The 25,079-nt window shown below is 40.6% G+C and carries 22 protein-coding genes; 8 read left to right on the top strand and 14 right to left on the bottom strand.

Annotated elements, in window-relative coordinates:
- Nucleotides 1-6 precede the first annotated feature (6 nt).
- The 10 genes from A5888_RS20710 to A5888_RS20665 all read right to left on the bottom strand — a co-directional run bounded on the left by A5888_RS20710 (nt 7) and on the right by A5888_RS20665 (nt 11,767).
- Nucleotides 7-702: an ABC transporter ATP-binding protein gene (locus A5888_RS20710; protein WP_086349329.1), complete on the bottom strand. Its 696-nt coding sequence runs from the start codon at nt 700-702 to the stop codon at nt 7-9.
- 355 nt (nt 703-1,057) lie between these two features.
- Entirely contained in the window at nt 1,058-2,704 is a 1,647-nt protein-coding gene (locus A5888_RS20705) for a hypothetical protein (RefSeq protein ID WP_086349328.1), read from the bottom strand.
- The gene (locus A5888_RS20700; protein WP_086349327.1) at nt 2,701-3,441 is read right to left on the bottom strand and encodes an ATP-binding cassette domain-containing protein; all 741 of its coding nucleotides are present in this window, start codon (nt 3,439-3,441) and stop codon (nt 2,701-2,703) included. Before A5888_RS20700 ends, A5888_RS20705 begins: the two co-directional genes overlap by 4 nt.
- 349 nt (nt 3,442-3,790) lie before the next feature.
- Nucleotides 3,791-4,591 (bottom strand): histidine phosphatase family protein, encoded by an 801-nt coding sequence (locus A5888_RS20695; protein ID WP_170924784.1) that lies wholly within the window; start codon nt 4,589-4,591, stop codon nt 3,791-3,793.
- A gap of 24 nt (nt 4,592-4,615) precedes the next feature.
- Complete coding sequence (locus tag A5888_RS20690; protein WP_086349325.1) at nt 4,616-5,902, bottom strand: NCS2 family permease; 1,287 nt, start codon at nt 5,900-5,902, stop codon at nt 4,616-4,618.
- A 14-nt stretch (nt 5,903-5,916) separates the two neighbouring features.
- Entirely contained in the window at nt 5,917-6,870 is a 954-nt protein-coding gene (locus A5888_RS20685; RefSeq protein WP_086349324.1) for an ABC transporter permease, read from the bottom strand.
- Entirely contained in the window at nt 6,871-7,944 is a 1,074-nt protein-coding gene (locus tag A5888_RS20680; RefSeq protein ID WP_086349323.1) for an ABC transporter permease, read from the bottom strand.
- Nucleotides 7,945-9,465, bottom strand: coding sequence for an ABC transporter ATP-binding protein (locus A5888_RS20675; RefSeq protein WP_086349322.1), 1,521 nt, complete (start codon nt 9,463-9,465; stop codon nt 7,945-7,947). It abuts the gene before it with no gap.
- A gap of 89 nt (nt 9,466-9,554) precedes the next feature.
- Nucleotides 9,555-10,574 (bottom strand): BMP family lipoprotein, encoded by a 1,020-nt coding sequence (locus A5888_RS20670; protein WP_086349321.1) that lies wholly within the window; start codon nt 10,572-10,574, stop codon nt 9,555-9,557.
- Entirely contained in the window at nt 10,571-11,767 is a 1,197-nt protein-coding gene (locus A5888_RS20665; RefSeq protein WP_086349320.1) for a phosphopentomutase, read from the bottom strand. The genes A5888_RS20670 and A5888_RS20665 overlap by 4 nt, the downstream gene beginning before the upstream one ends.
- A 99-nt stretch (nt 11,768-11,866) precedes the next feature.
- On the opposite strand from A5888_RS20665, the gene A5888_RS20660 reads away from it, so the two are divergent.
- The gene (locus A5888_RS20660) at nt 11,867-12,577 is read left to right on the top strand and encodes a Crp/Fnr family transcriptional regulator (RefSeq protein WP_086349319.1); all 711 of its coding nucleotides are present in this window, start codon (nt 11,867-11,869) and stop codon (nt 12,575-12,577) included.
- A 173-nt stretch (nt 12,578-12,750) separates the two neighbouring features.
- Nucleotides 12,751-13,455 carry a purine-nucleoside phosphorylase gene (gene deoD / locus A5888_RS20655; protein ID WP_086349318.1) on the top strand — a complete coding sequence of 235 codons (705 nt, stop codon included), beginning with the start codon at nt 12,751-12,753 and terminating at the stop codon, nt 13,453-13,455.
- A 329-nt stretch (nt 13,456-13,784) separates the two neighbouring features.
- Here the strand turns inward: deoD and A5888_RS20650 are convergent, their stop codons facing one another.
- The 4 genes from A5888_RS20650 to A5888_RS20635 form a co-directional block, all read right to left on the bottom strand.
- Nucleotides 13,785-14,189 (bottom strand): hypothetical protein, encoded by a 405-nt coding sequence (locus A5888_RS20650; RefSeq protein ID WP_086349317.1) that lies wholly within the window; start codon nt 14,187-14,189, stop codon nt 13,785-13,787.
- 258 nt (nt 14,190-14,447) lie between these two features.
- A complete protein-coding gene (locus tag A5888_RS20645; RefSeq protein WP_086349316.1) occupies nt 14,448-15,464 on the bottom strand; it encodes a LacI family DNA-binding transcriptional regulator in 1,017 nt (338 codons plus the stop codon).
- Between the two features lie 219 nt (nt 15,465-15,683).
- Nucleotides 15,684-16,520 carry an endonuclease/exonuclease/phosphatase family protein gene (locus A5888_RS20640; protein ID WP_086349315.1) on the bottom strand — a complete coding sequence of 279 codons (837 nt, stop codon included), beginning with the start codon at nt 16,518-16,520 and terminating at the stop codon, nt 15,684-15,686.
- A gap of 210 nt (nt 16,521-16,730) precedes the next feature.
- The gene (locus A5888_RS20635) at nt 16,731-18,902 is read right to left on the bottom strand and encodes a PTS transporter subunit IIBC (protein WP_086349314.1); all 2,172 of its coding nucleotides are present in this window, start codon (nt 18,900-18,902) and stop codon (nt 16,731-16,733) included.
- Nucleotides 18,903-19,139: 237 nt separating this feature from the next.
- Between A5888_RS20635 and A5888_RS20630 the strand changes: the two genes are divergently transcribed.
- The 6 genes from A5888_RS20630 to A5888_RS20605 all read left to right on the top strand — a co-directional run bounded on the left by A5888_RS20630 (nt 19,140) and on the right by A5888_RS20605 (nt 25,061).
- Nucleotides 19,140-21,422: a glycoside hydrolase family 65 protein gene (locus tag A5888_RS20630; protein WP_086349313.1), complete on the top strand. Its 2,283-nt coding sequence runs from the start codon at nt 19,140-19,142 to the stop codon at nt 21,420-21,422.
- A 116-nt stretch (nt 21,423-21,538) separates the two neighbouring features.
- Nucleotides 21,539-22,219 carry a beta-phosphoglucomutase gene (pgmB, locus tag A5888_RS20625; RefSeq protein ID WP_086349312.1) on the top strand — a complete coding sequence of 227 codons (681 nt, stop codon included), beginning with the start codon at nt 21,539-21,541 and terminating at the stop codon, nt 22,217-22,219.
- Nucleotides 22,200-23,195 (top strand): aldose epimerase family protein, encoded by a 996-nt coding sequence (locus A5888_RS20620; protein ID WP_086349311.1) that lies wholly within the window; start codon nt 22,200-22,202, stop codon nt 23,193-23,195. Before pgmB ends, A5888_RS20620 begins: the two co-directional genes overlap by 20 nt.
- A 99-nt stretch (nt 23,196-23,294) precedes the next feature.
- Nucleotides 23,295-24,161, top strand: a complete 867-nt coding sequence (locus tag A5888_RS20615) for a restriction endonuclease (protein WP_339101822.1) — start codon at nt 23,295-23,297, stop codon at nt 24,159-24,161.
- A gap of 143 nt (nt 24,162-24,304) precedes the next feature.
- On the top strand, nt 24,305-24,778 hold the full coding sequence (locus A5888_RS20610; protein ID WP_086349308.1) for a TspO/MBR family protein: 474 nt from the start codon (nt 24,305-24,307) through the stop codon (nt 24,776-24,778).
- Between the two features lie 97 nt (nt 24,779-24,875).
- Nucleotides 24,876-25,061, top strand: a complete 186-nt coding sequence (locus tag A5888_RS20605; protein WP_086349307.1) for a hypothetical protein — start codon at nt 24,876-24,878, stop codon at nt 25,059-25,061.
- Nucleotides 25,062-25,079 lie beyond the last annotated feature (18 nt).

Genomic DNA, 25,079 nt, shown 5'->3' with positions numbered 1-25,079 from the left:
GATTACTTACCATTCCAATGAAGAGACATAAGTTGGCTGCTCATTTTCAATTTCTTTTTTTATTTTTCCATCTGATACTTCAAAAACACGGTTAGCCATTGGTGTCAATCCACGATTATGCGTGACCATTAAGACAGTCATTCTATTTTTCAACGAGAGCTGTTGGAGCAAGACGAGCACATCCTTGCTCGTTTGGTGATCCAATGCTCCTGTGGGCTCATCGCAAAGCAGGATATCTGGTTTTTTAACGATCGCTCTGGCGATTGAAACTCGCTGCTGCTCGCCACCGGAAAGCTGACTTGGAAAGTTGTCCAAACGATGACTCAATCCTACGCTTGCTAAAACCTCTTCCGTATTCTCACTATCCCTCTTCATTCGAGCGGCCAGTTCAACATTTTCTCTAACTGTAAGATTTGGGATCAAATTATAGAATTGAAAAACGAACCCTACCTGATTTTTTCGATAATCTGCCAGTTCATTTTCTGTATATTTACTGACATCTTTGCCATTGATTTGAACACTTCCGGAATCTGGCCTTTCAAGACCGCTGATAATATTCAAAATCGTTGATTTTCCCGCTCCTGATTCTCCTGTAAAAATCGCAAACTCCCCTGGCTTTACAGATAAATTCACGTTATCACTTACTCTTACTTTCCCTTCACCTGAAGAATAAATTTTTTCAACACTTGTTAATCTAATCATACCTACTCCTAACTTTGATGACTGTCACCAAATCCACTTTTTTTGGAAAAGCATTTATACCAAAAAGAAAATTAAAATCGCATTAATGAACTTTAAGATAAATAACATTTACCATATGAATGAATAATAACATACAAATAATATAATAACTATCCTGTAATTGATAAAATCGACACGAAATTTCTCTTTTTTAAGTAAAAATTGATAAAAATCAATATGTAGAATAAGAAATTTTTTCATTTAGCGGCAACAAGTTTTATCAAGCCAAAAAAAGGCATTTAGAAGAACACTCTTCCAAACACCTTTCATGTATTTACTTCTCGTTTCGTTACTTTCTATGTGTATCCATTTAGGCTTATCCCTTGATTCTAAATGTCTGCGGTGCTCGCTTGTAAATAACGATAAAGCCGATGCCCACATATAACAAGCTTAGCGCAGAGACAATCAACGCATAATAAAAGCCAGTAAAACGCACCTGAATATTCATATAAGATATCCAATAAAGGACACCTGAAATTACTTTGTACAGCGGGCTGACGACTTCCATATCCCCAGTAAATGGTTGAATCAAGTAATAAACAAATAACTCATGGAAAGAAAAGAGCATAGACAACGCCAATAGGAGCAGGAGCAGCACAGCGAAAAAATCCCATGATAAAAAGAAATTATTCAATACACTCAACAACAGATACACACTGAAAATCCCTGCTGACAAAAGTCCATTATAAAACAAAGTCTGTTTGAATCGATAATTGAAGCCGCTGATAATCGTACTTGCTTCACGATAGAATGGGTAATACAGCATGGAAACATCACAATTGACAAAAACCATCTGAACCACTTTTTTCCCAAAGGTCATTAGGTACATCAGAAAGAACAAAATCGGTAGAGTCGCTGTCATCTCATGAGCAGTCACTGAATGGAAAAGCCCAAACAGGCTGGCTCCTGCTACAGCAACCAATGCTGCCGCGATACCTAAGAACCGCAACCGCAAAGCCTTATTCAGTATGGTACGGTAACGACTGAAAAGCAGTGCATTCAGATATTGACTCCCATGAAGCTGACTGTATTCTCCTTCATTGGAAATCACCAGTTTTTTCTGCATAGCCAAGCCTTCACTGATATACGTGTTGTTGGTTTTCGCTTGTGCTTTTACCTTATCCAAAGACACCGTTGCCTGATTGATCCAGTACAGTAAATACTCGTTTTCCTGCTTAAAATGAAGAAGCAAATACATGCCGCCTACAAAAAGCAAGCCGGAAAGAGTGACACCGATCCCTGATATGAAAGTAGTCGCAATTGGAACAACTAGCTGCTGCCAATAAATTAGACCTGTTCCTCCAAAAATCAATACAGCGACGATACTTCCCAATACCAAACGAATTTTTTTTGATAAATCCCAAGTATAGAGTAAACGACCTAAATAAAGAAAGAGATAGTTGAAGCCCCAATACGTGAATAGAATGAAAAGCAGGACCTCTAACGGATGACCAAGCAAAGCGCCATAAACCAACCCGGCAGGTATATAAGCAAGTCCTTGAATCCCGACATCCATGATTGTATAGCCCCGAACAACTGTCGTTCGAGAGAGCGTGAATTGATCAATAAAATCGACTAATGGCTTGTGTGCCCCGAAAGCATACCCATTATAAAATCCGAGAAAAATCGGAACAAACAACCACCAATAAAACAATCCGGAAAGGAGTATCTGCTGACTGAAAAAGACAAGTTTTTCTCCTGAGATACTGCTAAGCAAAATAGCAACACCGTAATAGAGTGCCAACCAAAAGAATTTCGCAGCAAAGCTAGTCACATAGCTGAATATCACCCCTAAAACCGACAACGCCTGTTTTATCCCATAGGTTTTGTAGACCGTTGAAGGAATATATTTCCCAATCAACGGCAATCTCTTGAAATAATAGATCAGTCCATTGACCTTACTGGCAATACCAACTCTTTTGAAATACCAGTAATCCTTCAGGTAGGTAGCAAAAAGAGTCATGACTGCACCTCATTTTCTTTCGATTCATCTAGCGCTCCTTTATCCGATAGCAAATCAATGATTTCATCTTCAAAGTCCTTGTCATGAATCCTTGTTGCATCCACTTTGTTCAGCTTGTGATGGTGGAGCAGCACAATTTCATCACAAAGATCCTGTGCCAGCTGTAGAATATGTGTTGAAAAAATTACGATTGATTCTGTTTTCATCTGTAGGATGAGCTCCTTCATCTCATGCGCCGCAACCACATCAAAGGACGTCAGTGGTTCATCCAAAAGTAAAATTGGCGGTTGGACCATCAATGAGACGAGCATTTGAACCTTGTTCTGCATCCCATGAGAAAAGTCTTTCAGCAAACGATGCTGATCCTCTCGTTCAATCCCAACAGAATCCAAATACTCTTCCGGTGTTTTCGGTTGTGCTATCCTTGCACTGTTGATCTCTATATAAAACTTGATAAATTCATAAGCTGTCATAAAGACCGGTAAATGCGGTTGTGTATAAACGAAGCCGATTGCTGTATTTTCATAGTTTTCATCTAATACACCAGCTTCTTCGATACCGATCGATCCCTCATCAAGAATCAAGTTTCGCGAAATGCAGTTAAACAACGTCGTTTTTCCTGCACCATTTCTCCCCAATAAGCCATAGATTTTCCCCTTTTCAAAAGTAAAATCCGCCCCTTCGATAATTGTTTTATTATCAAAACGTTTTGTCACACCACTTAATATTAGCTTCATTTTTTCTTTCCTTTCATAACCAGTCCTTTTCAACAAAAAACATACATACTTATAAGAACAATTTTACTCTATCTGTGCTCAGTTATACACATTTTTACAGATAAAAATAAAAAAATTGGTACATTCTCTACACTTACCTTTTGATACATATGCAAAAAAAGAGTGTAGGACATAACTCAATCCCACACACCTTTATACATCTAAAACCGAATAAACGGTGGGACAGAAGCAACTTCTTCGACAATAAGTCGAAATTCAACAAAAATTTGTGCAATTTTCGTGAATTCCGCCTTATTGCTTGAAGCTGAACACTTCTGCCCCAACCTCTTCCATGTTAACGCACTATATTCTACTCCTTTTCAGCTTTGTCCAGATAAGACATATCTCCGATAGATTCTACATCCAATTGTCCATCTTTATAATGAATTTTTGTTACACTGGCATTTTTCAATGATTCTCCTGTATACTTGTCGGTCATATCCGACAACATAATATTGATCGACATCCCATGACTGACCACCAGAACATTGCCACCACCATTTTTGCTCTGTTCCTCAGCAATCTCCGTAATTGCTTCTTTCATTCTTTTCTTGACTGTCTCCGGTTTTTCCGCAAAACCGGACTGATCGGCATGATAGTGCGCATTGGCGAACCACGACCAATTGTCTTCACCTTCTTTTCTTATAGCTTTTTCATATGCTTCATAGTCTTTGTATTCTGTTTGAGCTACCTGAGTGTCGCCAACTGTCTTCAACAACTCTCCTTCAAACTGACCACAGCTGGACTCACGCAGCCCTTCTAGCTGCTGGACGTCAATATCCTCCTGTCCTATTCCGTTTAACACAGCCACTCCTGTATCATAGGCTCGTTTTAAATCACTTGAATAAGCCGAATCAAAGGTGATCTCGCCTTTCAATCCTTTCCCCAAATCAATTGCTACCTGTTCACCTTCCTCAGTCAATGGTGTGTCTGACCAGCCTTGAACTTTTCCAAGAACATTGAACATCGTCTCCCCGTGACGTGTCAAATAAATGGTTACTTCTTCATTTTTCTCGGTCGCTGCTGGTTCAGCCTGATCATTTGCTTTCCCACATCCTGCAAACACCACTAAAGCTGCGATCATTGATACAACTAATCTCTTTTTCTTCATTTTCATACTCATCCTTTCCATTGATCAGCCACTTCCCAAAATAAAATAAATGAGAAATAAAGCTGAAAGTACATACATTAATGGCTTTACCTCTTTGCTTTTCCCCATCACACCTTTAACTAAGGGATACGCGATAAAACCAAAAGCAAGGCCATTTGCTACATTAAATGTCAACGGCATGATCACCATCATTAAATAAGCCGGAAATGCTTCACTGAAATCTCCCCACAAGACATCCTTTACATTCATTACCATTAAGCAACCGACAATTATCAGTACAGGTGAAATGGCACTCTGTGGAATAATTCTAAATAGCGGAACGAACAATATAGCCGGTAAAAATAATATGCCTGCTATAAATGATGTAAGCCCAGTACGCCCGCCAACAGCTAAGCCAGCAGCATTTTCTGCCGCCGAAGTTGTTGCACAGGTGCCTAGTATCGCTGAAATGATCACTGACAATGCATTGATTCGAAATGAAACCGGAAACTTCTCTTTTTCCGGTAGCATACTCAGCTGTGCGCCCATATTCTGAAAAACGATCATCATCGTCAATGAGAAAACAGCAATCCAAAAATTGAAGCCTTTAGCTGCTGAAAAATCAAAGGCAAATAATTGACTGCTATATCCGCTAAAAGAAACAGCTCCCTGACCTATTCCAGAAAAATCCACCAGGCCAAAAGTCACAGCAATCAGCGTTCCTGAAATAATGCCGATTAGAAAATTTCCTTTGACATTTTTCAGAAAAAGAATCACCATAATGACCAGAGTAAGGACTGCGGTTAAAGGAATCACCTCTCTTAAATCAGCCAATCGTACAAAGGTACTTTCATCAGCAATAATAATTCCACTGTTCTTAAATCCCAAAAAGGCAATAAACATGCCAATACCGCCGGACATCGCAGCAATCATTGATTTCGGAATCACCTCTATCAGAAAATTGGTCACTTTCTTATTCGCAATGACCAGAAAAAGTATTCCAGCTATCAGTGTTGCCGCTAACGCCTGTTGCCATGTAAGACCAAACGAAGCAACTAAAACAAAGACGAAAAACGCGTTGTCTCCCATTCCGGGCACAACCACTAAAGGTGAATTTCCCACAAAAGCCATCAACATGCAGCCGATAAATGCCGTCAAGGCAGTTGAAAGTGTCACCCATTCATAGGACATGCCAGCCATACTTAAGATAGAGCCGTTGACTGCAATGATATAAGATAGTGCCACAAACGTTGTAATTCCCGCCAAAATTTCTTTACGTACAGTTGTTTGTTCTTCTTCAAGCTGGAATCTGGTCTCAAGAAATTTAGTCAAAAAAACAGCTCCTTCTATCGTTTTCCAACATCATAATGCTCACCTAAAGCCCCTGGAGCCTTCGTTTTTCCACCTGCAATAAGCAATACCAGAAGTGTCAGAAGATAAGGCAGTGCATAAAAGAATTCATTAGGGATAGCCGCCGCAAAATCAAAGATTTGAAACTGATCCTTCACTGCCTGAGCCAATCCAAAGAAGAGTGCACCGCCCATAACGCCAACTGGATGCCAACGACCAAAAATAACTGCTGCCAAAGCAATATATCCTTGCCCTGAAATTGTATTAAAGGCAAAGTTACTGTTGGAAGTCAAAACGATTGTCGCTCCACCCAACGCTGCCACAGAACCACTAAGAATAACCGTCAAATACTTGATCTTCATCACATTTACACCAGCAGTTGCAGCAGCACTTGGATTTTCTCCAATTACTCGCAATCGCAGGCCTAATGGCGTTTTAAAGAAAATAAAGAACAACAGCGCAACCAATGCTAGTGCCACGTACGTAGTTGGATACGCGTTAAACAAAGCTTTTCCTAAAATTGGAATATCGCTTAGAATAGGAATTCGAATCTTTTTTAACACATGCGTAATAATCGGTGTTTCCGCAGAACCGTCAAAAATCATTTTAACTAAAAAGAAGGTCGAACTTGTCGCTAACATATTGATAACTACACCACTGACCACTTGATCTGCATGATATTTCAGCACAGCAACTGCATGAAGACTGGAAAAAATAACCGTAAAAATAAAAGCGCCAAGCAATGCAAGCCAAGGTGTCAAACTTCCCAGCCCGCTTTGCTCTGCATAGTAGGCTGTAATCGCTGAAGAAAAAGCACCGGAAACCATAAAACCTTCAATCCCAATATTTGTCACGCCTACGCGTTCAGAGAGCATTCCGCCAAGTGCCGCAAAAATCAACGGTGTTGAAAAAACCAGCATGCCATTCAGTAAATTTGCTAAGATATCCATTTAGCTTTCCTCCTTTGCCAGTTTCTTTTTGAAAAACAATCCTAAAAAGCCTTTAACAATCCCCGAAGCTGCAACAAAGAAGATAATAAACGCGATCACCATATTGATAATTTCTCTCGGGACACCTGCGCCAAAGCTCATTCCCTGTGCACCATAGGTCAGCAGGCCAATCAAGCCTCCAGACAGTAGAATGCCAAGCCCGGAACCGCCACCTAACAAGGCTACTGCAATCCCATCAAATCCAATGCCAGAAGTGGTTGAACTGATTGCAATGTAATTAAATACGCCCAACACTTCAAAGCTGCCGATCAAACCGCCGATCATGCCGGAAATCATCATGGAACGAATCATCACAGATGGAACTTTCATCCCCGCATATTTTGAGGCAAAAGGGTTAAATCCAACTGCCCGAATTTCATAGCCCGGTCTGCTTCGATTAATATAGATATGGTAGAAAACAACCATTGCCAGCATGATGAAAAAGCCCCAGTGAACACGAGCACCACCTAGCATGCGAGATAACCAGCCGATTGTAATACTGGCAGAATCCTTGATTAACGCTGAACGTTGTGTGCCAGGCTGATCCATGAACAGACGAATCAAATAATGACTGAGGTAAAGAGCAACGAAATTCAGCATGATCGAAGAAATAACCTCATTAATACCACGTTTTGCCTTCAAATAACCAACAAAACCACCCCAAACTGCACCAAATATCCCACCTGCGAGCAACGCAACCAGTCCATGTAAAATCGGTGGCAGGCTTACCTGTGTTCCCACAATCAATGCGCCTAAGGAACCCATGACGATCTGCCCGTCAACCCCAATATTAAACAAACCGGCACGACTTGCGACTGCAACAGCCAAGCCACTCATTACCAATGGAACAACGGTTCGAAAGGCTTCACCAAGGTCATAGCCGTTGCCTACAATTTTTTTAATCAGTGAGCCATAAGCCAGTAATGGGTCGTAACCACTGATCAGCATCATGATTGCCCCCAAGAGCAAACCGAAGATGACAGCGAGTAGAGGAATCAGGACAGCATCATATTTTTTCTGTGTTTTACTTTCCATTTATTTTCCCTCCTCCTGATACTTTCCGGCCATCATTAGGCCAAGCTCACGATCCGTTGTTGTTTCAGGTGTTGTTTCACCGATAACCTGCCCATCAAATAAGACTAAAATGCGATCTGAAACATTCAATATTTCCTCCAGCTCAAAAGAAACCAGCAGCACCGCTACATTTTGATCACGAAGAGCAATCAGCTGTTTATGAACAAATTCAATGGCGCCGACATCTAAGCCTCTTGTTGGCTGAACCGCTACCATCACCTGAGGTCCCATGTTCATTTCTCTAGCAATAATCAGCTTTTGCTGATTCCCACCGGATAATGAGCGTGCAGTGGTCTCAGCAGAAGGAACACGAATATCAAATTCTTCAATAAAACCTTCGGTCAGCTGCTTCACTACTTCCCGATCGATCAGTCCCTTTGGAGTTATCTCCGGCTTGTAATAAGTTTGTAAAATGCTGTTTTCGCTGACTGAAAAATCCAGTACCAGCCCATATTTATGTCGGTCCTCCGGAATATGGGAAATGCCAGACTGAGTGATTTCTCTTGGCGAATGATTGGTAATGGACTGACCTTCAAGCAGAATTTCCCCGGAGTCTACTTTTTTCATCCCTGTAATAGCCTCAATCAGCTCTGTTTGCCCATTGCCATCAACACCTGCAATACCCAAAATTTCTCCTGCTCTGATTGAGAAAGACAAGTGATCGATACTGTTCTTACCGTGACTGTTTTTTACTACCAGATCCTTCACTTCCAGCAAAACCTCTTTGGGTGAGGCTGGAACTTTATCAGTTGAAAAATGAACCGTTTTCCCAACCATCATTTCCGCCAGCGCATCTGTTGTCGTATCTGCCACAGTCACCGTATCAATGACTTTTCCTCTGCGAATAATCGTGCAAGAATCTGCTGCTGCCATAATTTCTTTCAATTTATGCGTAATTAGAATAATTGATTTCCCTTCTGCAACCAATTTTTTCAAAATAGCCAGAAACTCAGTGATTTCCTGAGGTGTCAATACCGCAGTTGGTTCATCAAAAATTAGGATTTCTGCCCCACGATACAACGTCTTAATGATTTCAACCCGTTGCTGCATTCCTACATTGATGTCTTCGATTTTTGCATCCGGATCAATCTCCAAGCCGTATTTTTCGGATAATGCAACGACATCCTTTCTGGCTTTCGCGATATCAATTTTTATCCCTTTTTTCGGCTCTGTTCCGATGATAATATTTTCTGTGACAGAAAACGGTTCGACGAGTTTAAAATGCTGATGCACCATACCGATCCCCAAGTCAATTGCCTTATTAGGGCTGTCCATTACCTCTGGTTTTCCATGAACAAAAATTTCACCCTCTGTAGGCTGATATAGACCAAAAACAATATTCATCAATGTAGACTTGCCTGCACCATTTTCTCCAAGAAGGGCATGGATTTCCCCTTTTTTCAACTGAAAATTAATGTCTTCATTCGCCATAAATGAACCAAATGCCTTACTGATATGTTTTAGTTCTAAAACTGTCTCCATATACTCCACCTTCTTTTGTTAAGTAAAAAGAGAGGAATATAAGGAAGCTGCCCTCTCTTAATACATGTAAATACTACTATCTTTTTTACTTATTCTGTCGGTATAGTGATGTCTCCATTAATAATCTTTTCGCGATACTCTTCAACTTTTTCAAGAATATCTGCCGGAACATTTACATCAGAAGTTGGTGCAATATCCACCCCGTTTTCTTTCAGCCCCATCTCCGTGACTTTTCCTCCTGGGAAGTTCCCCTCAGCAAGGTCCTGACTGATTTTATAGACTGCCTCATCTACCTTTTTAATCATGGAAGTCAGTGTGACTTCATTACCAAATTCAAGCGACTGGTCTTTATCCACACCAATAACCCACACATCTTCGCCATTATTTTTACGTTCCGTTGCTTCGTTAAAGACACCATTTCCAGTTAACCCTGCTGCGTGAAAGATAATGTCAGCCCCATCATTGTAGATAGTGGAAGCAGCTGATTTCCCCATGTCTACTCGATTAAACAAACCAGTATAATTGATAATGACTTTTGCCTCTGGATTCACAGCCTTTACTCCTTCTCTGAAGCCCGCCGCAAATTTTTGAATGACAGGAATTTCCATTCCACCGACAAATCCAACTTTGTCTGTTTTTGTCATGGAGCCGGCAATGACACCAACCAAAAATGCTCCCTCGTTTTCTTTAAACGACACAGAGGCCACATTTTCTACCTCTAACGCAGAATCGACAATACCTAATTTTGCATCAGGATTTTCTTCTGCAATCTGCTTCACTGCATCCTCTAAAGTAGCCGCCGTTGCCCAAGTCAAGTCGTAGCCGTTATTCACAAATTCAAGTAAGTTTGGCAAAACATCCGCATCTGCTTTCGGTTCCAGATACTTCACTTCATAGCCAAAATCTTCATTCAGTTTCTGCAATCCTTCCCAAGCGCTTTGATTAAAAGACTTGTCATTAATACTTCCAAGATCTGTGACCATACCGATTTTCAAGTCTTTGTCTCCAGATGCTTTATCTGATCCCCCACTATCACTCCCGCCGCATCCAACTAAAGTAAATAGAACCACTCCTAGAGAGATTGCCCATTTCCATCCTGTTTTCTTCATTTTGTTTCCTCCTCAAATAAATTTTTCAAAAAGCTACTGCCGATTTTCGGCATTTCTGTTTCAAAGTTCTCTGCAATTGTCGCTGCTAAATCACCATAAGTTGCTCTAATCCCCAGATTCTTATCTTCTTTTTTTACAAACGCCGGGTTATAAGCCAGAAGCGGCACATATTCCCTTGTATGATCTGTTCCAGGATGGATCGGATCATTGCCATGGTCTGCTGTTATAATCAATAGATCCTCAGATGTAATCTCTGACAACATATCCGGCAGATAGGAATCAAACTCTTCCAGACATTTCCCATAGCCCTCAACGTCTCTGCGATGGCCATACAATGAATCAAAATCAACTAAATTAGTAAAAATAAATCCTGATGAAACGTTCTTCAATTGTTCAATCGTTTGTAAAATCCCATCCTTGTTGCTTTTGGTTGGATAGGAATTGGCAATCCCTCTTCCTGAAAAGATATCGTTGATTTTACCGATGGATGTGACTTCCACCTGTTTATCTGCCAACGCTTCTAAAACTGTCCGCCCAAACGGAGCTAGTGCATAATCATGCCGATTAGGGGTTCGAACATAGGCACCTGTTTTTCCGATATAAGGGCGGGCAATCACACGACCAACCATATAAGGCGGTTCAAGAGTAAGAGCTCTAATTATTTCGCAGGCTTGGTATAATTCCTCTAAGGGAATGATTTCTTCATTCGCTGCCAGTTGAAATACGCTATCTGCCGAAGTATAAACGATCCATTTCCCGGTTTTTCTCTGCTCCTCTCCAAATTCTTCTAAAATCTCTGTTCCGGATGCCGGTTTATTTCCCAGAATCCCTCGTCCGGTTTTCTCCTCAAAAACGTCCAGCAATTCTTTAGGAAATCCGTTCGGGTACACTTGAAAAGGTTTTGTAATTTCCAAGCCCATCAATTCCCAATGCCCGGTCATCGTGTCTTTTCCTACAGAAATCTCATTCATTTTTCCATAACAAGCCAAAGGCTCCTCGGCAGCGGAAATATTAGCCAATGGCGCAATGTTTCCCAACCCTAAAGCTTTTAGATTTTGCAGATGTAAATCGGGCATCCGTTCAGTGATATGTCCCAACGTATGGCTCCCTGTATCGCCAAACTGGTCTGCATCCGGCAATTCTCCAATACCGACACTGTCCATAACAACGACACAGATTTTTCTGAATTTCATCGAACTCCTCCTTTATTCTCTAATCATTTATATAAAAAAATGGTAAACTGGATTAATAAACTGGATTAATAAACTGCATTACAGAAAGGGTTTATCAAGATGATTGACTATTTGAAAGATATTGAAATCTTTTCGGATCTATCCGAAGAACAATTGGCTTCTTATGGACATTTTTTTAGAATAAGGAATTATAAAAAGAACCATATCCTCATGTTTGAAAATGATGATACTGAAGAAATTTATTTCATCAAATCAGGTTTGCTCAAAATATATCGAATGCATGAAGATAAAGAAATTATTTTGGGAATTGCCACTCCAGGAGATGTCATCGGTGAAACTGAAGCACTCTCTGATGTAGAGTATCGTCTCTCAACCGTAGAAGCACTCTCTGATGTTTCTCTGTTGACGATTTCCAAAAAGAATTTTCTTTTTTTAATTGATGAGCATTCCTGTATTCTTAAGCGAGCCTATGCCGTTTTAGCCAGTAGGACCAGATTATTGAACCGTTTGATTCGATACCTGAGCTTCTATGATGTTCGTCGAAAAGTGGCCAATCTAATTGCTGATTTCTACTATAATTTTGGCAACAATGAGGACGGTGTTTTAAAAATCGACATGAAAATCAATCAATCTCTATTTGCTAATATGCTTGGTGTTTCCAGAGAATCCGTTTCCAAAACTCTTAATGAGCTGCAGGACGAAAAAATTATTAATTTTCGTGGAAAATATCTGCACATCATAGATAAAGAAAAATTATTTTCCATCTGTGATGAAGCGGAAGAAATCCAAGCTCTTAGAAAATGGAAATAACCTGCTGATATCTGTATCCTAACACTTGAAATCGCTTTCTTCAGTTATGCCGATAACACTAAAAATGTGAGCCAATTCACACTTTTTACGTAACCCTATTAACGGCACCTCGAAATCCTCCTGTGTTATATTATAAAAAGTAAGCGTATACAAAAAAATACAGGAGGGATTTTATGAGTTTTCACATTGAAGCAGAAAAAGGTCAGATTGCAGAAAGGGTTTTGCTCCCAGGAGATCCACTAAGAGCAAAGTATATCGCAGAAACGTTTCTGGAGGATGCCGTCTGTTATAACCAGGTTAGAGGAATGCTGGGGTTTACCGGCACCTACAAAGGCACGCCAGTTTCAATTCAAGGAACAGGAATGGGCATGCCATCGGCTGTTATTTATATCCACGAATTGATTAAAATGTACGGAGTGAATAAGCTGTCACGTATTGGAACATGCGGAGCAATCCAAGAAGATATTGCCATCCGTGACGTGCTGATTGCACAGGCAGCAGCAACGAATTCTTCTATGATCAAAAATGATTTTCCGCAATATGATTTTCCGCAAATCGGAAGCTTTGAAATGATCAATCGAGCGTATCAGCTTGCAAAGGAAAAAGAAATGAGTGTCCGTGTAGGAAATGTATTATCTGATGATACCTTCTATAAAGATAATCAGGAAGAGTTCATGCGTCTGGGAACCTATGGGGTATTGGGCGTTGAAATGGAGACAGCCGGTCTTTACTACATGGCTGCCAAGTTTGGTGTTGATGCCTTGTCTCTGTTGACAGTCAGCGATCACTTAATTACCGGGGAACAAACAACTGCCGAAGAACGGCAAACAACATTTAATGATATGATTCTTTTAGCCCTTGAAACGATTATTTCTTAAAAACTTTGGTAAGCTTTAACCGAAAAATTAGTTAGTGACAAACACCCCTGGACGGATGAACGCTGTCAGGGGTGTTTGTCTCACCATTTTAATAGCAGCTTCATTTTTCACCTACACGCTCATTTCTTAGCGAGTCAGTATGCCTTTTGATTTTATTCTATTCATCCTATCATTTTTCATGAAAAATGGATCTCTGCTGCTTTTCCTTCGTTCTAAAAAGACGTTGACTTTCAAAAAACTGCGTAGCAAAAAAGGCTTGAAGAAGTGAACCTCTTCAAGCCTAACTCATTTTTTATCCGAATGACTAAGAGTAAAAAAATACGCTTAGGTTAGTTTTTCTTTGCACGCATAGACGCAATCCCCATAATAAGGAACAACGCTGCTCCTACAAAGACAAGATAAATTCCGGTAGCTGGTGATGCAGATAAACGCTCGACAGCAAAATAGGCAATCGCACCTACTCCTGCCAAAACTAACGCACCTAAAATACTAAAAACCCCAGCAATTTTACTTAAGAATGTCTTCTTCGTAAATAAAGCCAACACAGCTAAAATACCAACAGCTACTGCTGCAATAATCACGATTCTTCCAGCCTCGCCTCCACTATCTGTTATCAGCGAAGAATAATTTTTTGAGCCCATTGTCGCCAATGGTAAGAACACACTGATAATACTCAGCGCGACAACCGCAAGCATACCAACTAACGGCCAAATCTTCATTGTTTTTCCTTCCATATTTTCCTTCTCCTTTTGCTTATTAGTTGCCTGATAAAAAAAACAGACCTGTTCAGAATACCATATAAAGTTTACTAGTTTCAATACCAGAGCGGAACAAACTTGATATTCCTGGTCATAAGACAAGTTGTCTTATTCACGATAAAGCTGATTTGTGTAGCTAGTCTTAAACAAAAAAATCCCCTAAAAGCTGGATTTACTTCCACAGCTTCTAGAGGAATAGTTTCCTGAATCATAATACTCAGCTACATGTTCATTTCATTTTTTACTTCGATCCAACACCGTTTCTCTCTCAATCAAGGTATGTGGGATCAACACCTTCTGTTTCATCGCTTCTTGATCCTTCAGCTGAATCAAAAACTGTTGAACAGCAACCTTTCCAAGCTCCTCTGTATGAATATCAATAGAGGTGATATATGGGTGGATCAGAGAGGTGAAGATCGAATTGTTAAAGCTGATGACTGAAATATCATCCGGCACTTGGTAGCCATATAGGTTGCATAGCTGAATCACACGTAAAGCAAACATATCATCGATGGCAATACACGCAGTCGGCTGCAACTCCTTCAAGGTCTCTTCGAACGCTGTGTAATCCTCCGGTTTTTTTAAGACCACATAAGGAAATGGCTTTAACTCATTTTCCTCCATACATTTTTCATATCCGTAAAATCGTTCTTGAAACACATTTTCCTTTTCATAATTCGTAACAAACACGATATTTTCATGTCCTTTATCGATCAAGTATTGAGCAGCAGTTCTTCCCAATAGCTGATTATCATTATCCACACTACTCGTTCCATTATTATATCGATAAGGTTGACCAATGACTGTATAAGGGATATTGTATTCCACCAAATAGTTTAATACGGGATCATCCTTTCTAATATATAGAAGAATAAATCCATCCACTCGTTTCTGTTTATACATCAACTGAACATTTTCTAAAAGTTCGTCTTGCGTTTCCCCGGAGGCAAAGGAAATCGTCACATCCTGCTTCCCGGCTTCCTGATTCATCGCGGTAATTGCTTCCAAGTAAAAGGGATTGCTCTTTCTATCCGACGAAGACAACACGGGAAAGACAACACCAATCGTGTTTGCGTATTTTTTTGCCAAATTTTGCGCAGCAGCATTCGGAACATAGCCCAGCTTCTCCATTGCTCGTCTGACTTTTTCCTTTGTCCCTTTTGAAATACTCGGATGATCCTGTAAAGTTCTTGAAACGGTTGAAGGAGCTACGCCCACTTCTCGAGCTACATCCTTGATTGTCACACTCATTTTCGTTACCCTCTTTATTCGTTTATTTCAGAACATTCGTCCTAAATTGATTGACTTTTTTCTTCCTTAAGCATAAATGCAAACGGTTGCTTTGTCAATGCAAAAACGTGTGAAAAGCTCTTTCATTCCAGCTTTTCAATAAATCAGTGTATGGATATCGGAGCTGTTATCCTTAACTTTAATCATACATTTGAACAGACGTACCTTTTTCTTCAATTATTACGACTCTGTTGAAAAATGCAGCGTTGCTTCAATACCAAAATGGTCGCTGATCACAGGTGTCTTTCTACCATCAAATACGACTTCATATCGTTCTGCTGAAATATCCTCTGACGTGAAAACAAAGTCAATCCGCAGCTTCTGATCATTCCCAGACCACCCATCAATTTCTTTGATTACGGTATGCTCACCATCGATTTCTTCAGCGTGCTGATAAATATCTCTAAAATGCTTAAGAACCAGTTCGTGCCCTTGACCGGCTACCTCTGCCGGATTATTAAAATCTCCCAAGAGTAGAATCGGTAAATCATAGTCCGCTAAATGATCTAAGGTTTGCTGCCACTCTTTCAAGAAGCCCTCTGCTTGTTCCTCCGTCCACCAAGAATAATGACAGGACATGGCGAGAACATCCTGACCATCTAACTGTGTCTTTCCAAATAAAATTTTTCTTGTCCGGTAATCGTTAAATGCCTGTTGCTTAGACACTAAAAAGCCCTCCGGCTCGATGGGATGTTTTGAAAACAACGCTAGTCCTTCATGAAATCGATCATATCCTATATGTACCGGCAACCAACACCAGTGATAGCTCTTGCCATAGGTTTGAAGCTTTTTAGAAAGCAGCAATGCGAAATTATCTCTGTGTACGAATAAATCTGTTAAAGAGGCATCATGAAAATAGGCATCCGTTTGTCCTGGTTCTGCGGTGATACTTTGATTGACCTCTTGCAAAGCGATCAAATCATAGTCACGGTCAACAATCGTCCTTGCCAGCTGATTTAATTTCTCTATTGGCTCTTCTTCAAGCCAGCTGTGTGTATTTAATGTGAGTATTTTCATCATCATATATCCTTTCACTGTCATATATGGAATAAGTATCCGCCAGAGCGATTTCTCTAACTAGCTAAAAAAGCAAAGAGTGTGGGACATAACTCAATCCCACACACCTCTATACACCTAAAACCGGATAAACGGTGGGACAAACACTCATAAGTGTTTGTCCCAACCTCTATTTCAGACTGGTCACTTCTGCTCCAAGCGTATTTCTGTCTATAAGTTTACAGAGCCGATAATCGTTTTTCCAGTCTGAATTCCTTTTTTATCCAAATGCATCTCCTGGATTTTCTCACTGTTGGTGAAAACAACGATGATTGTTGTTCCTTTGCCTTCGGCTCTGATTTTCTTCAAATCCGCCTCTGCAATTTTATCGCCGGCAGTAATTTTTTGTCCATCCTTCACAAAAATCGTGAAAGCTGACTCCTTCATTTCCACTGTATCTAGGCCCATATGAACAAGTACTTCAAGCCCGCTATCTGTTTGTAGTCCGATGGCATGCTTCGTAGGAAATACGCTGATGACCGTTCCTGAAACCGGTGCATAAATAGCACCACTCGTAGGCTCGACAGCAAAACCATCTCCCATCATTTTTTTCGAAAATACTTCATCTGCAACGGCTTCTATCGGAATAACTTCTCCCTCAGCAACAGCGATCAAGTCCTCCACTGCTCCGGTAAATGCCGTTGGTTGATCCGCTGTTTCTACTACTTGTTGTTCAAAATTCGAAGTCGGTATTTCAGCCCCTGACTCCAATAAATCTTGTATATCTGATTTCAAAACATCCGCTTTCGGACCGTAAACAGCCTGAACCCCGTTATCCTTATGAATCAGTCCCATTGCGCCTGCCCGTTTCCAGTGCTGCTCTGCACCTACACGAGTTGTGTCCTTTACAGTAACACGCAGTCTGGTCATACAAGCGTCCACATCTGTAATGTTTTCTCTACCACCCAATAGGTTGATGATATCGATCACCTGTTGGTCGGAAGCGATCGCGGTGTTTCCACCACTACTATCAGTATCTCCATCATTTTCATAGTTCCCATTTCGACCAGGTGTCGCAAAGTTGAACTTCTTGATCATGAAATTCGCTAGGAAATACGTCACTACAGCAAATAGAATCGTGGCCAGAACAAAGTTGATCAGATCACCGCCTAATCCCGCTTTGATAGCTAATGGTGTTCGTGTCAAGAGCTCGATATTCCCAAATGAATGGACTCTAAGAGAAATAATATCCGCCGCTGCAAAAGCCAGTCCTTGAATCACTGAATACACAGCATAAAGCGGAACTGCGGCAAACATAAACATGAACTCCAAGGGTTCGGTAACCCCTGTTAAAAATACTGCTAATGCAGCTGAAACGTACATAGATTTGTATTTATGACGTTTGTCCGCATCGACATTTCGATACATTGCCAACGTCATACCCATCAAAATACCTGAAGAACCAATCATTTGCCCTACTTTGAAACGTGCCGGTGTCCAGTTATTCAACACATATGCATATTGACTGGCGTCCCCTGCATCCTTCAAGTTGACTAAATCTGTTGCCCATGCTAACCAAAGAGGATCCTGACCAAATACCTGCGTTCCTGCTTGTGCGCCTGAAAGAATTTCATAGGTACCACCTAGCTGTGTATAGTTGATTGGAATCGTCAACATATGATGAAGACCAAATGGTAGTAACAGCCGTTCTAGTGTACCAAACAAGAATGGTGCCAGTACAGGTGCTGTCTCTTGCGATTGGGCGATCCACAATCCAAAGTTATTGATCCCCGCTTGGATGTAAGGCCAAACGACTGCAAGAACTAATGAAACGATGACTGACCACGCAATAACAACGAATGGGACGAAGCGTTTGCCATTAAAGAAGGACAAAGCATCCGGCAGCTTCCGGTAGTTATAGTATTTATTGAAGGCTGCTGCCCCGACAAATCCAGCAATGATCCCAACAAACACACCCATATTTAAGGCCGGTGCTTCTAAAACACTAGTGAAAAATCCTTTTACCATGATTTTCGTTCCAAATAAGGTGTGAGTAAAAGCGTCTTCATTATTCAGCATTTCTGATGTCACACCAAATATCGAACCCGTGATCCGGTTAATCAAAACAAACGAGATACCTGCCGCAAACGCACCACCGGCTTTTTCTTTCGCCCAACTACCTCCAATGGCAAGTGCAAATAATAGATGTAAATTCCCAATAATAGCCCAACCGATACTCTCGATCACACCGCCTGTTGTTACTAAAAAGCCCATATCTGCATTGATCAACGGCAATGATTTTCCTAAACTGATCATCAACCCTGCTGCCGGCATAACCGCTACAACGACCATCAGCGCTTTGCCGAACTTTTGCAGAAATTCGAAGTTAATAAATTTTTTCATTGTCTCCCTCTCCTTTTCAATTATCAATTGTCGCACTTAACGCAATCGATTTCGTAACTAGATTATATAACCTTCGTTTCAAAATGTAAAGAGAAAATATTATTTTTATTGATGCACCATATAAATATGAGTTTCCAATGTATATTACTAATAAATCATTTTTACAGTTGACAACGAAACCGATTGCGTTTATTGTTAAAGCATAAAATGAATATCACAAAAAAGGAGTGTTAAATAATGAAACAGCTAAAACGATTATTTGCTGTCGATCCTTGGAAATTGACAACGACCACGTTAGATAAAGAACAATTACGGCTACAGGAATCATTGACTAGTATAGGAAATGGTTACATGGGGATGCGGGGAAACTTTGAGGAACATTATTCCGGTGACCATCATCAAGGAACCTATTTGGCGGGTATTTGGTACCCAGACAAGACACGCGTCGGCTGGTGGAAAAACGGCTATCCTGATTATTTTGGTAAAGTAATCAACGCAGTCAACTTTCTATCAATGGAGCTATTCGTCAACGATACCCCAATCGATCTTGCGCTACTTGATGCCGAAGACTTTTATTTGGAACTAGATATGAAAAACGGTGTGCTGACCAGAGAATTTACTGTAACAGTGGCTCATAGTAAAGTTCGTTTTCATTTCGAACGTTTCTTAAGCTTAGAAACGAAAGAGCTGGCGCTGATTAAAATGGAAGCCGAGCTGCTTGAAGGCGATGCTGTCCTGCGCGTTGTTTCTAAACTGGACAACCACGTTCACAATGAAGATAGTAATTACGAAGAAATGTTCTGGGAATCCCAACAGGCAAGTACCTCCTCTGAAGAGGACAGCTACTTAACTGTTCGTACGATCCCTAATGATTTTGGCATCGAGCAATTCACCGTGACTAGCTTAATGAGCCATGAAACAACAGCTCCTATAGCTAAAAAGAAAACAGCATCCGACTTAACTATTGAAGAAAGCTTTTCATTCGATCTTACACATGGCGAGAAGCTCTCTCTTACCAAACGCGTGATCGTTGTCACAAGTCGTAACGTCAAAGACATACAGCAAGTTGAAAAAGGAAAAGAACTGTTACGTGCAGCAGAGAGTGTTTCCTATGAACAGGCAAAATTAGCACAAGCTGCTGCATGGGCTGAGCGCTGGGCTTTGGCAGATGTTGTGATCGAAGGTGATGATGAAGCGCAACAAGGGATTCGCTTCAACTTATTCCAATTATTTGCTACCTATTATGGAGAAGATGAACGCTTAAACATCGGTCCTAAAGGCTTTACCGGAGAAAAATACGGTGGCGCCACCTATTGGGATACAGAAGCGTACGCCGTCCCTCTTTATCTGGCACTAGCAAAACCCGAAGTGACTGAAAATTTGTTGACTTATCGCTACAATCAGCTGCCGCAAGCAAAACACAACGCACAGCAGCAAGGCTTGGCAGGTGCACTTTATCCGATGGTGACTTTCACCGGAGTGGAATGCCATAACGAGTGGGAAATTACCTTTGAAGAAATTCATCGAAATGGTGCGATTCCTTATGCCATCTATAACTACACTAATTATACAGGCGATACGACCTACTTGCAGACAAAAGGCTTGGAGGTGTTGACAGAGGTTGCTCGTTTTTGGGCTGACAGAGTCCATTTCTCTAAAAGAGCCGGAAAATATATGATCCATGGTGTGACCGGACCAAATGAATACGAAAATAACATCAACAATAACTGGTATACAAACACAATTGCTGCTTGGGTATTACGTTATACAAGTGAAAGCTATAAAAAGCATGCTGCACAAACAACCGTGACGATAGCCGAAGAGGAATTAACTCAGTGGCAGGACATCATTGATAACATGTATTATCCCGAAGACAAAGAGCTTGGCGTTTTTGTTCAACACGATACCTTCCTTGATAAGGACCTTAAACCTGTTACAGACTTAGATCCAAAAGATTTACCGCTAAACCAGAATTGGTCTTGGGATAAGATTTTACGTTCTTGCTTCATCAAACAGGCAGATGTATTGCAAGGGATCTATTTCTTCGGTGAGGACTATACCGCAGAAGAAAAGAAGCGAAATTTTGATTTTTACGAACCGATGACTGTTCATGAGTCTTCTCTCTCTCCAAGTATCCACGCTGTTCTGGCAGCTGAGCTAGGTATGGAGGAAAAAGCGGTCGAAATGTATCAGCGAACCGCGCGATTGGATTTGGATAACTACAACAATGATACTGAAGATGGCTTGCATATCACATCAATGACTGGTAGCTGGCTGGCTATCGTTCAAGGCTTTGCGCAAATGAAAACCGCAAACGAAACCTTGAGCTTTGCCCCTTTTCTACCATCTGACTGGACAAAATATGCGTTCCATATCAACTATCGTGGACGTCTATTAGCTATTGAGGTTGGAAAGCAATTGACCATTGAGCTTCTTGAAGGCACGCCTCTAACTTTGAAGGTTTACGAAGAAACAAGAGAGCTGTCAGATAAGCTCATTCTGCCTTTGCAACGTAGTTAAGATTACCGATCACCAAAAGGAAAAAACGTGTTCGAACCGATGAAATGAAGCTTTGTATTTTTAGCAGTACGCTGGTTTCTTCGGTTTCGATCACTTAAAACAAAGGAGGAAACACAATGTTTCAAGGTGTACTATTTGATTTAGACGGTGTGATCACTGATACAGCGGAATATCATTATAAGGCTTGGAAAAAGCTTGCAGAAGAGTTGGGTATCTCGATTGATCGAGCGTTCAACGAACAACTGAAAGGCGTTAGCCGAGAGGATTCCCTACGCTTGATTTTAGCCCAAGGTGGACAACAGGATCACCACACAGATGCAGAATTCGCTGCATTGGCCCAAAGAAAAAACGACAATTACGTGGATATGATTCAAGAAGTCTCACCGAAAGATGTTTTCCCAGGAATCCTAGAACTACTGAAGGACTTAAAGAAGAATCACATAAAAACCGCGTTAGCTTCTGCCAGTAAAAACGGCCCTGCCCTTCTTGATAAAATGGGCTTATCTGAGTATTTCGATACAATCGTTGATCCTGCTTCTCTTAAAGCAGGAAAACCGGCACCAGATATTTTCTTAGCAGCGGCTAATCAGCTTGCCCTTCCAATCGAAGCCTGTATCGGCATTGAGGATGCACAAGCCGGTATCCTCGCAATAAAAAAAAGCGGTGCCTTTCCAATCGGTGTTGGTCAGTCAGAAGATCTAGGATCAGATATTCCCCTTGTCGCTACAACAGCGGCATTGACTCTGACCTATTTAGAAACGCTATGGAGCAATAAAAATGACTATCACTATTCATAAACGCTATCACGGAAAGCTTGATTTGATTACGTTGGAAAACGGTCCGCTTAAAGCAACTTTTTTGAATTTCGGAGCCCGTCTCTATCAGCTGTTTACACCCGATAGAGACGGAAAATCAGAGAATATTCTGCTTTCTCTGGATGATAAGGATGCCATTTTACAGGATAAAGCCTTCTTTGGGGCTTTCGTCGGCCCTGTTGCTGGACGAATCAAAGATGGACAGTGGCAGGCTATTCAATTAGAAAAAAATGCTGGTCCCCATCATATTCACGGCGGCTCTAATAGTTGGGCTTTTCAGTATTGGTCTTACGAAACCTTCCAAACAGAGACATCTGTCGGTGTAAGCTTCACTCTTACTGACAAGACTTCCGGCTATCCTGGACCAATCACCGCTATCGTCAATTATGAACTAACAGAAGACACTTTACACATGACCTCGATTTATCGTACAGAGCAGCAAACACTGATCAACCCAACCAATCATGCGTATTTTAATCTTTCAGGAAATGCCAAAGCTGACATTACAAGCCACACACTGATAGTAAATGCTGCGGAAATGATTGCAACAGACGATGAAGCTATTCCGACGGGAGAAATCGCAACAGTCAAAGGGACACCTTATGATTTTACAGAATCAAAAAAAATCGGTGCAGCTTTATCAGAAATCTCCAAAGGCATTGATGACCCCTTTCTCTTAAGTATTGATACACCTCAAATTATTTTGAGCGAGCCTAATAGCGGCAGAGTCATGGAGTTATCAACCAATCGGCAAAGTGTGGTCGTTTTTACAGCAACCGGCTTCAATGATGATTTCCTAGTCAATGGTCAAACAATGCGCAGTAACCTTGGCATTGCCTTAGAAACACAGGAAATACCAGATATTGTCCATCACCCAGAATGGGGCTCAATAGAAGCGCCACCACAAACAAAAATAGAGCATTGCACTTCATTTAAATTTTCAGTAGATACTAATTAAGCAAAAAGAATGAAATAAAAAAACAAAAAAACCTATGAATTATAGTCTCTATGCATAACAATATGTTAGAATTAAGGATATGCAAAGGAGTGACAGATCATGGGTTTTTTTAGAGCTTTCTCAAAAGAAAAAAATGCGACCATTGAAAAGATGACAAACGAAAAAAATGAAATAAATGATTTACTAGCCCCAAATGGAAATGTTCCCAGTAACGAGTTGTTAACAGAACTGTTAAACTTTCAACATATGACTGGTGAAGAGTTTGAAGACTTATTGGCACGCTTACTGCGAAATGCCGGCTACTTAGTATCATTGACAAAAAAATCGAATGATTATGGTATCGATTTAGTTGTTCGTCGGCATGAGTCCGAGCCTCCTCTTTATCTTATTCAGGCGAAAAAGAGAAGACATGGACAAAAACAGTACTATGTTACCCGAGAAATGGTAGAAAAGACAGCCGGTGGAAAAGAAATTTATCGTGCACCAAACGCTAAAATATGTATTATTACCACAGGTTACTTCGATGGCCCTGCTTTACGGTACGCTGAAAAGGCAAATATTCTAACATTAAACTTTAAAGATATTTTCTTATTTATAACTGCAAATAACCCAACCATTATTTACGATAAATACTTAGAGCTTACTCTGCAATCAGGGAAACCAGAGGATGCGGTCAATCAATCCACAGTTAAACCCGAAGCTGGTAAAATGACCTGCTCTTGTGAAAATTGCGGAAATGTGTTGGCAGTAAAAAAAGGCAGAAACTACAGCTATTTTCTTGGGTGTGCAAATTATGAAAAGGAGAAGCGCAAAAAGGCATTCACTGTTCCAAAATGCGTGCATTGTGGAAAAACACTTCAACTGGTCAAATTCAGAAATTCTCATCAATTTGCTTTTGTTTGTCCTGATAACAAAACCTCTGAAAAATGTAAAAGCAGTTTCTCAGCGATTACAAACACTTTCTAATAAAGTCGTTCTATTCGTTTTCTTAAACTGAAGCAGTTTGGTTCTCTAGATGACCAACTGCTTTTTTATTCTGCTCCAGCCAAGCCTTATTTTAGAAAATGTGGCTTCTTTCTTGTACACTTGAATAGAAGGGAGAGAGAAATATGACAATAAAACGAGTGCTTTTATTTCTAGCTTGTGTGATTGGAGTCGAGCTGACAGGAAGCCTTTCAGGATTTCTAACAGGCGATATCAGCGGGAAATATGCAGAAATGGTTAAACCTCCATTTGCTCCTCCGGGAAGTTTGGTTGGTATGGTATGGATCGTTCTTTATTTTCTTATGGGGGTCAGCCTATTTCTATTATTGACCGCCGAACAGCAAAAAAAAGACAAACAAAAAGCTGTAGGCCTTTTCTTTATCCAACTGGTGATCAATTTCATTTGGAGCTTGATTTTCTTTGGTGGCGAATACATGTGGCTAGGTGTTATTGTCTGTCTGCTTCTGGATGGTTTTGTTCTTCTGTCCATCGTTGTTTTCCATAAGGTCAGACCTTGGGCTGCCTATCTGCTCATCCCCTATCTGATTTGGATCAGCTTTGCTACGTATCTTTCCATTGGCTTGGCTTTGCTCAATTAGTGAGGGTCGCTTTACTTCCGGCGAAGCTGAATAGTTGAATATACTATAAGGCAAGCGTAAACTGAAAATAGAATAAAGAATATGGAGGGATTAACCTATGTCAGAATCAATTGATAAAATCACTAAATTGGCAAATGAAGCAAAAAAAGAAGTAGAACGTTTAGAAGATCGTCGGCAAGAGCAATTGGGCAATTCCATCAACTATATCGAAAATGAAATTCAAATTCAACGCCTTTACGCGAAAGTAGAAGCCTTAGAAGAGGCATTGGATGCAATTAGATAATTAGTACTACAAAATGGA

Source organism: Enterococcus sp. 9E7_DIV0242 (assembly GCF_002140975.2).
In the GTDB taxonomy this organism is placed as follows: domain Bacteria; phylum Bacillota; class Bacilli; order Lactobacillales; family Enterococcaceae; genus Enterococcus_L; species Enterococcus_L clewellii.
Note: the sequence above shows the minus strand (reverse complement) of the source record. Positions and strands in the feature narration are given on the sequence as shown.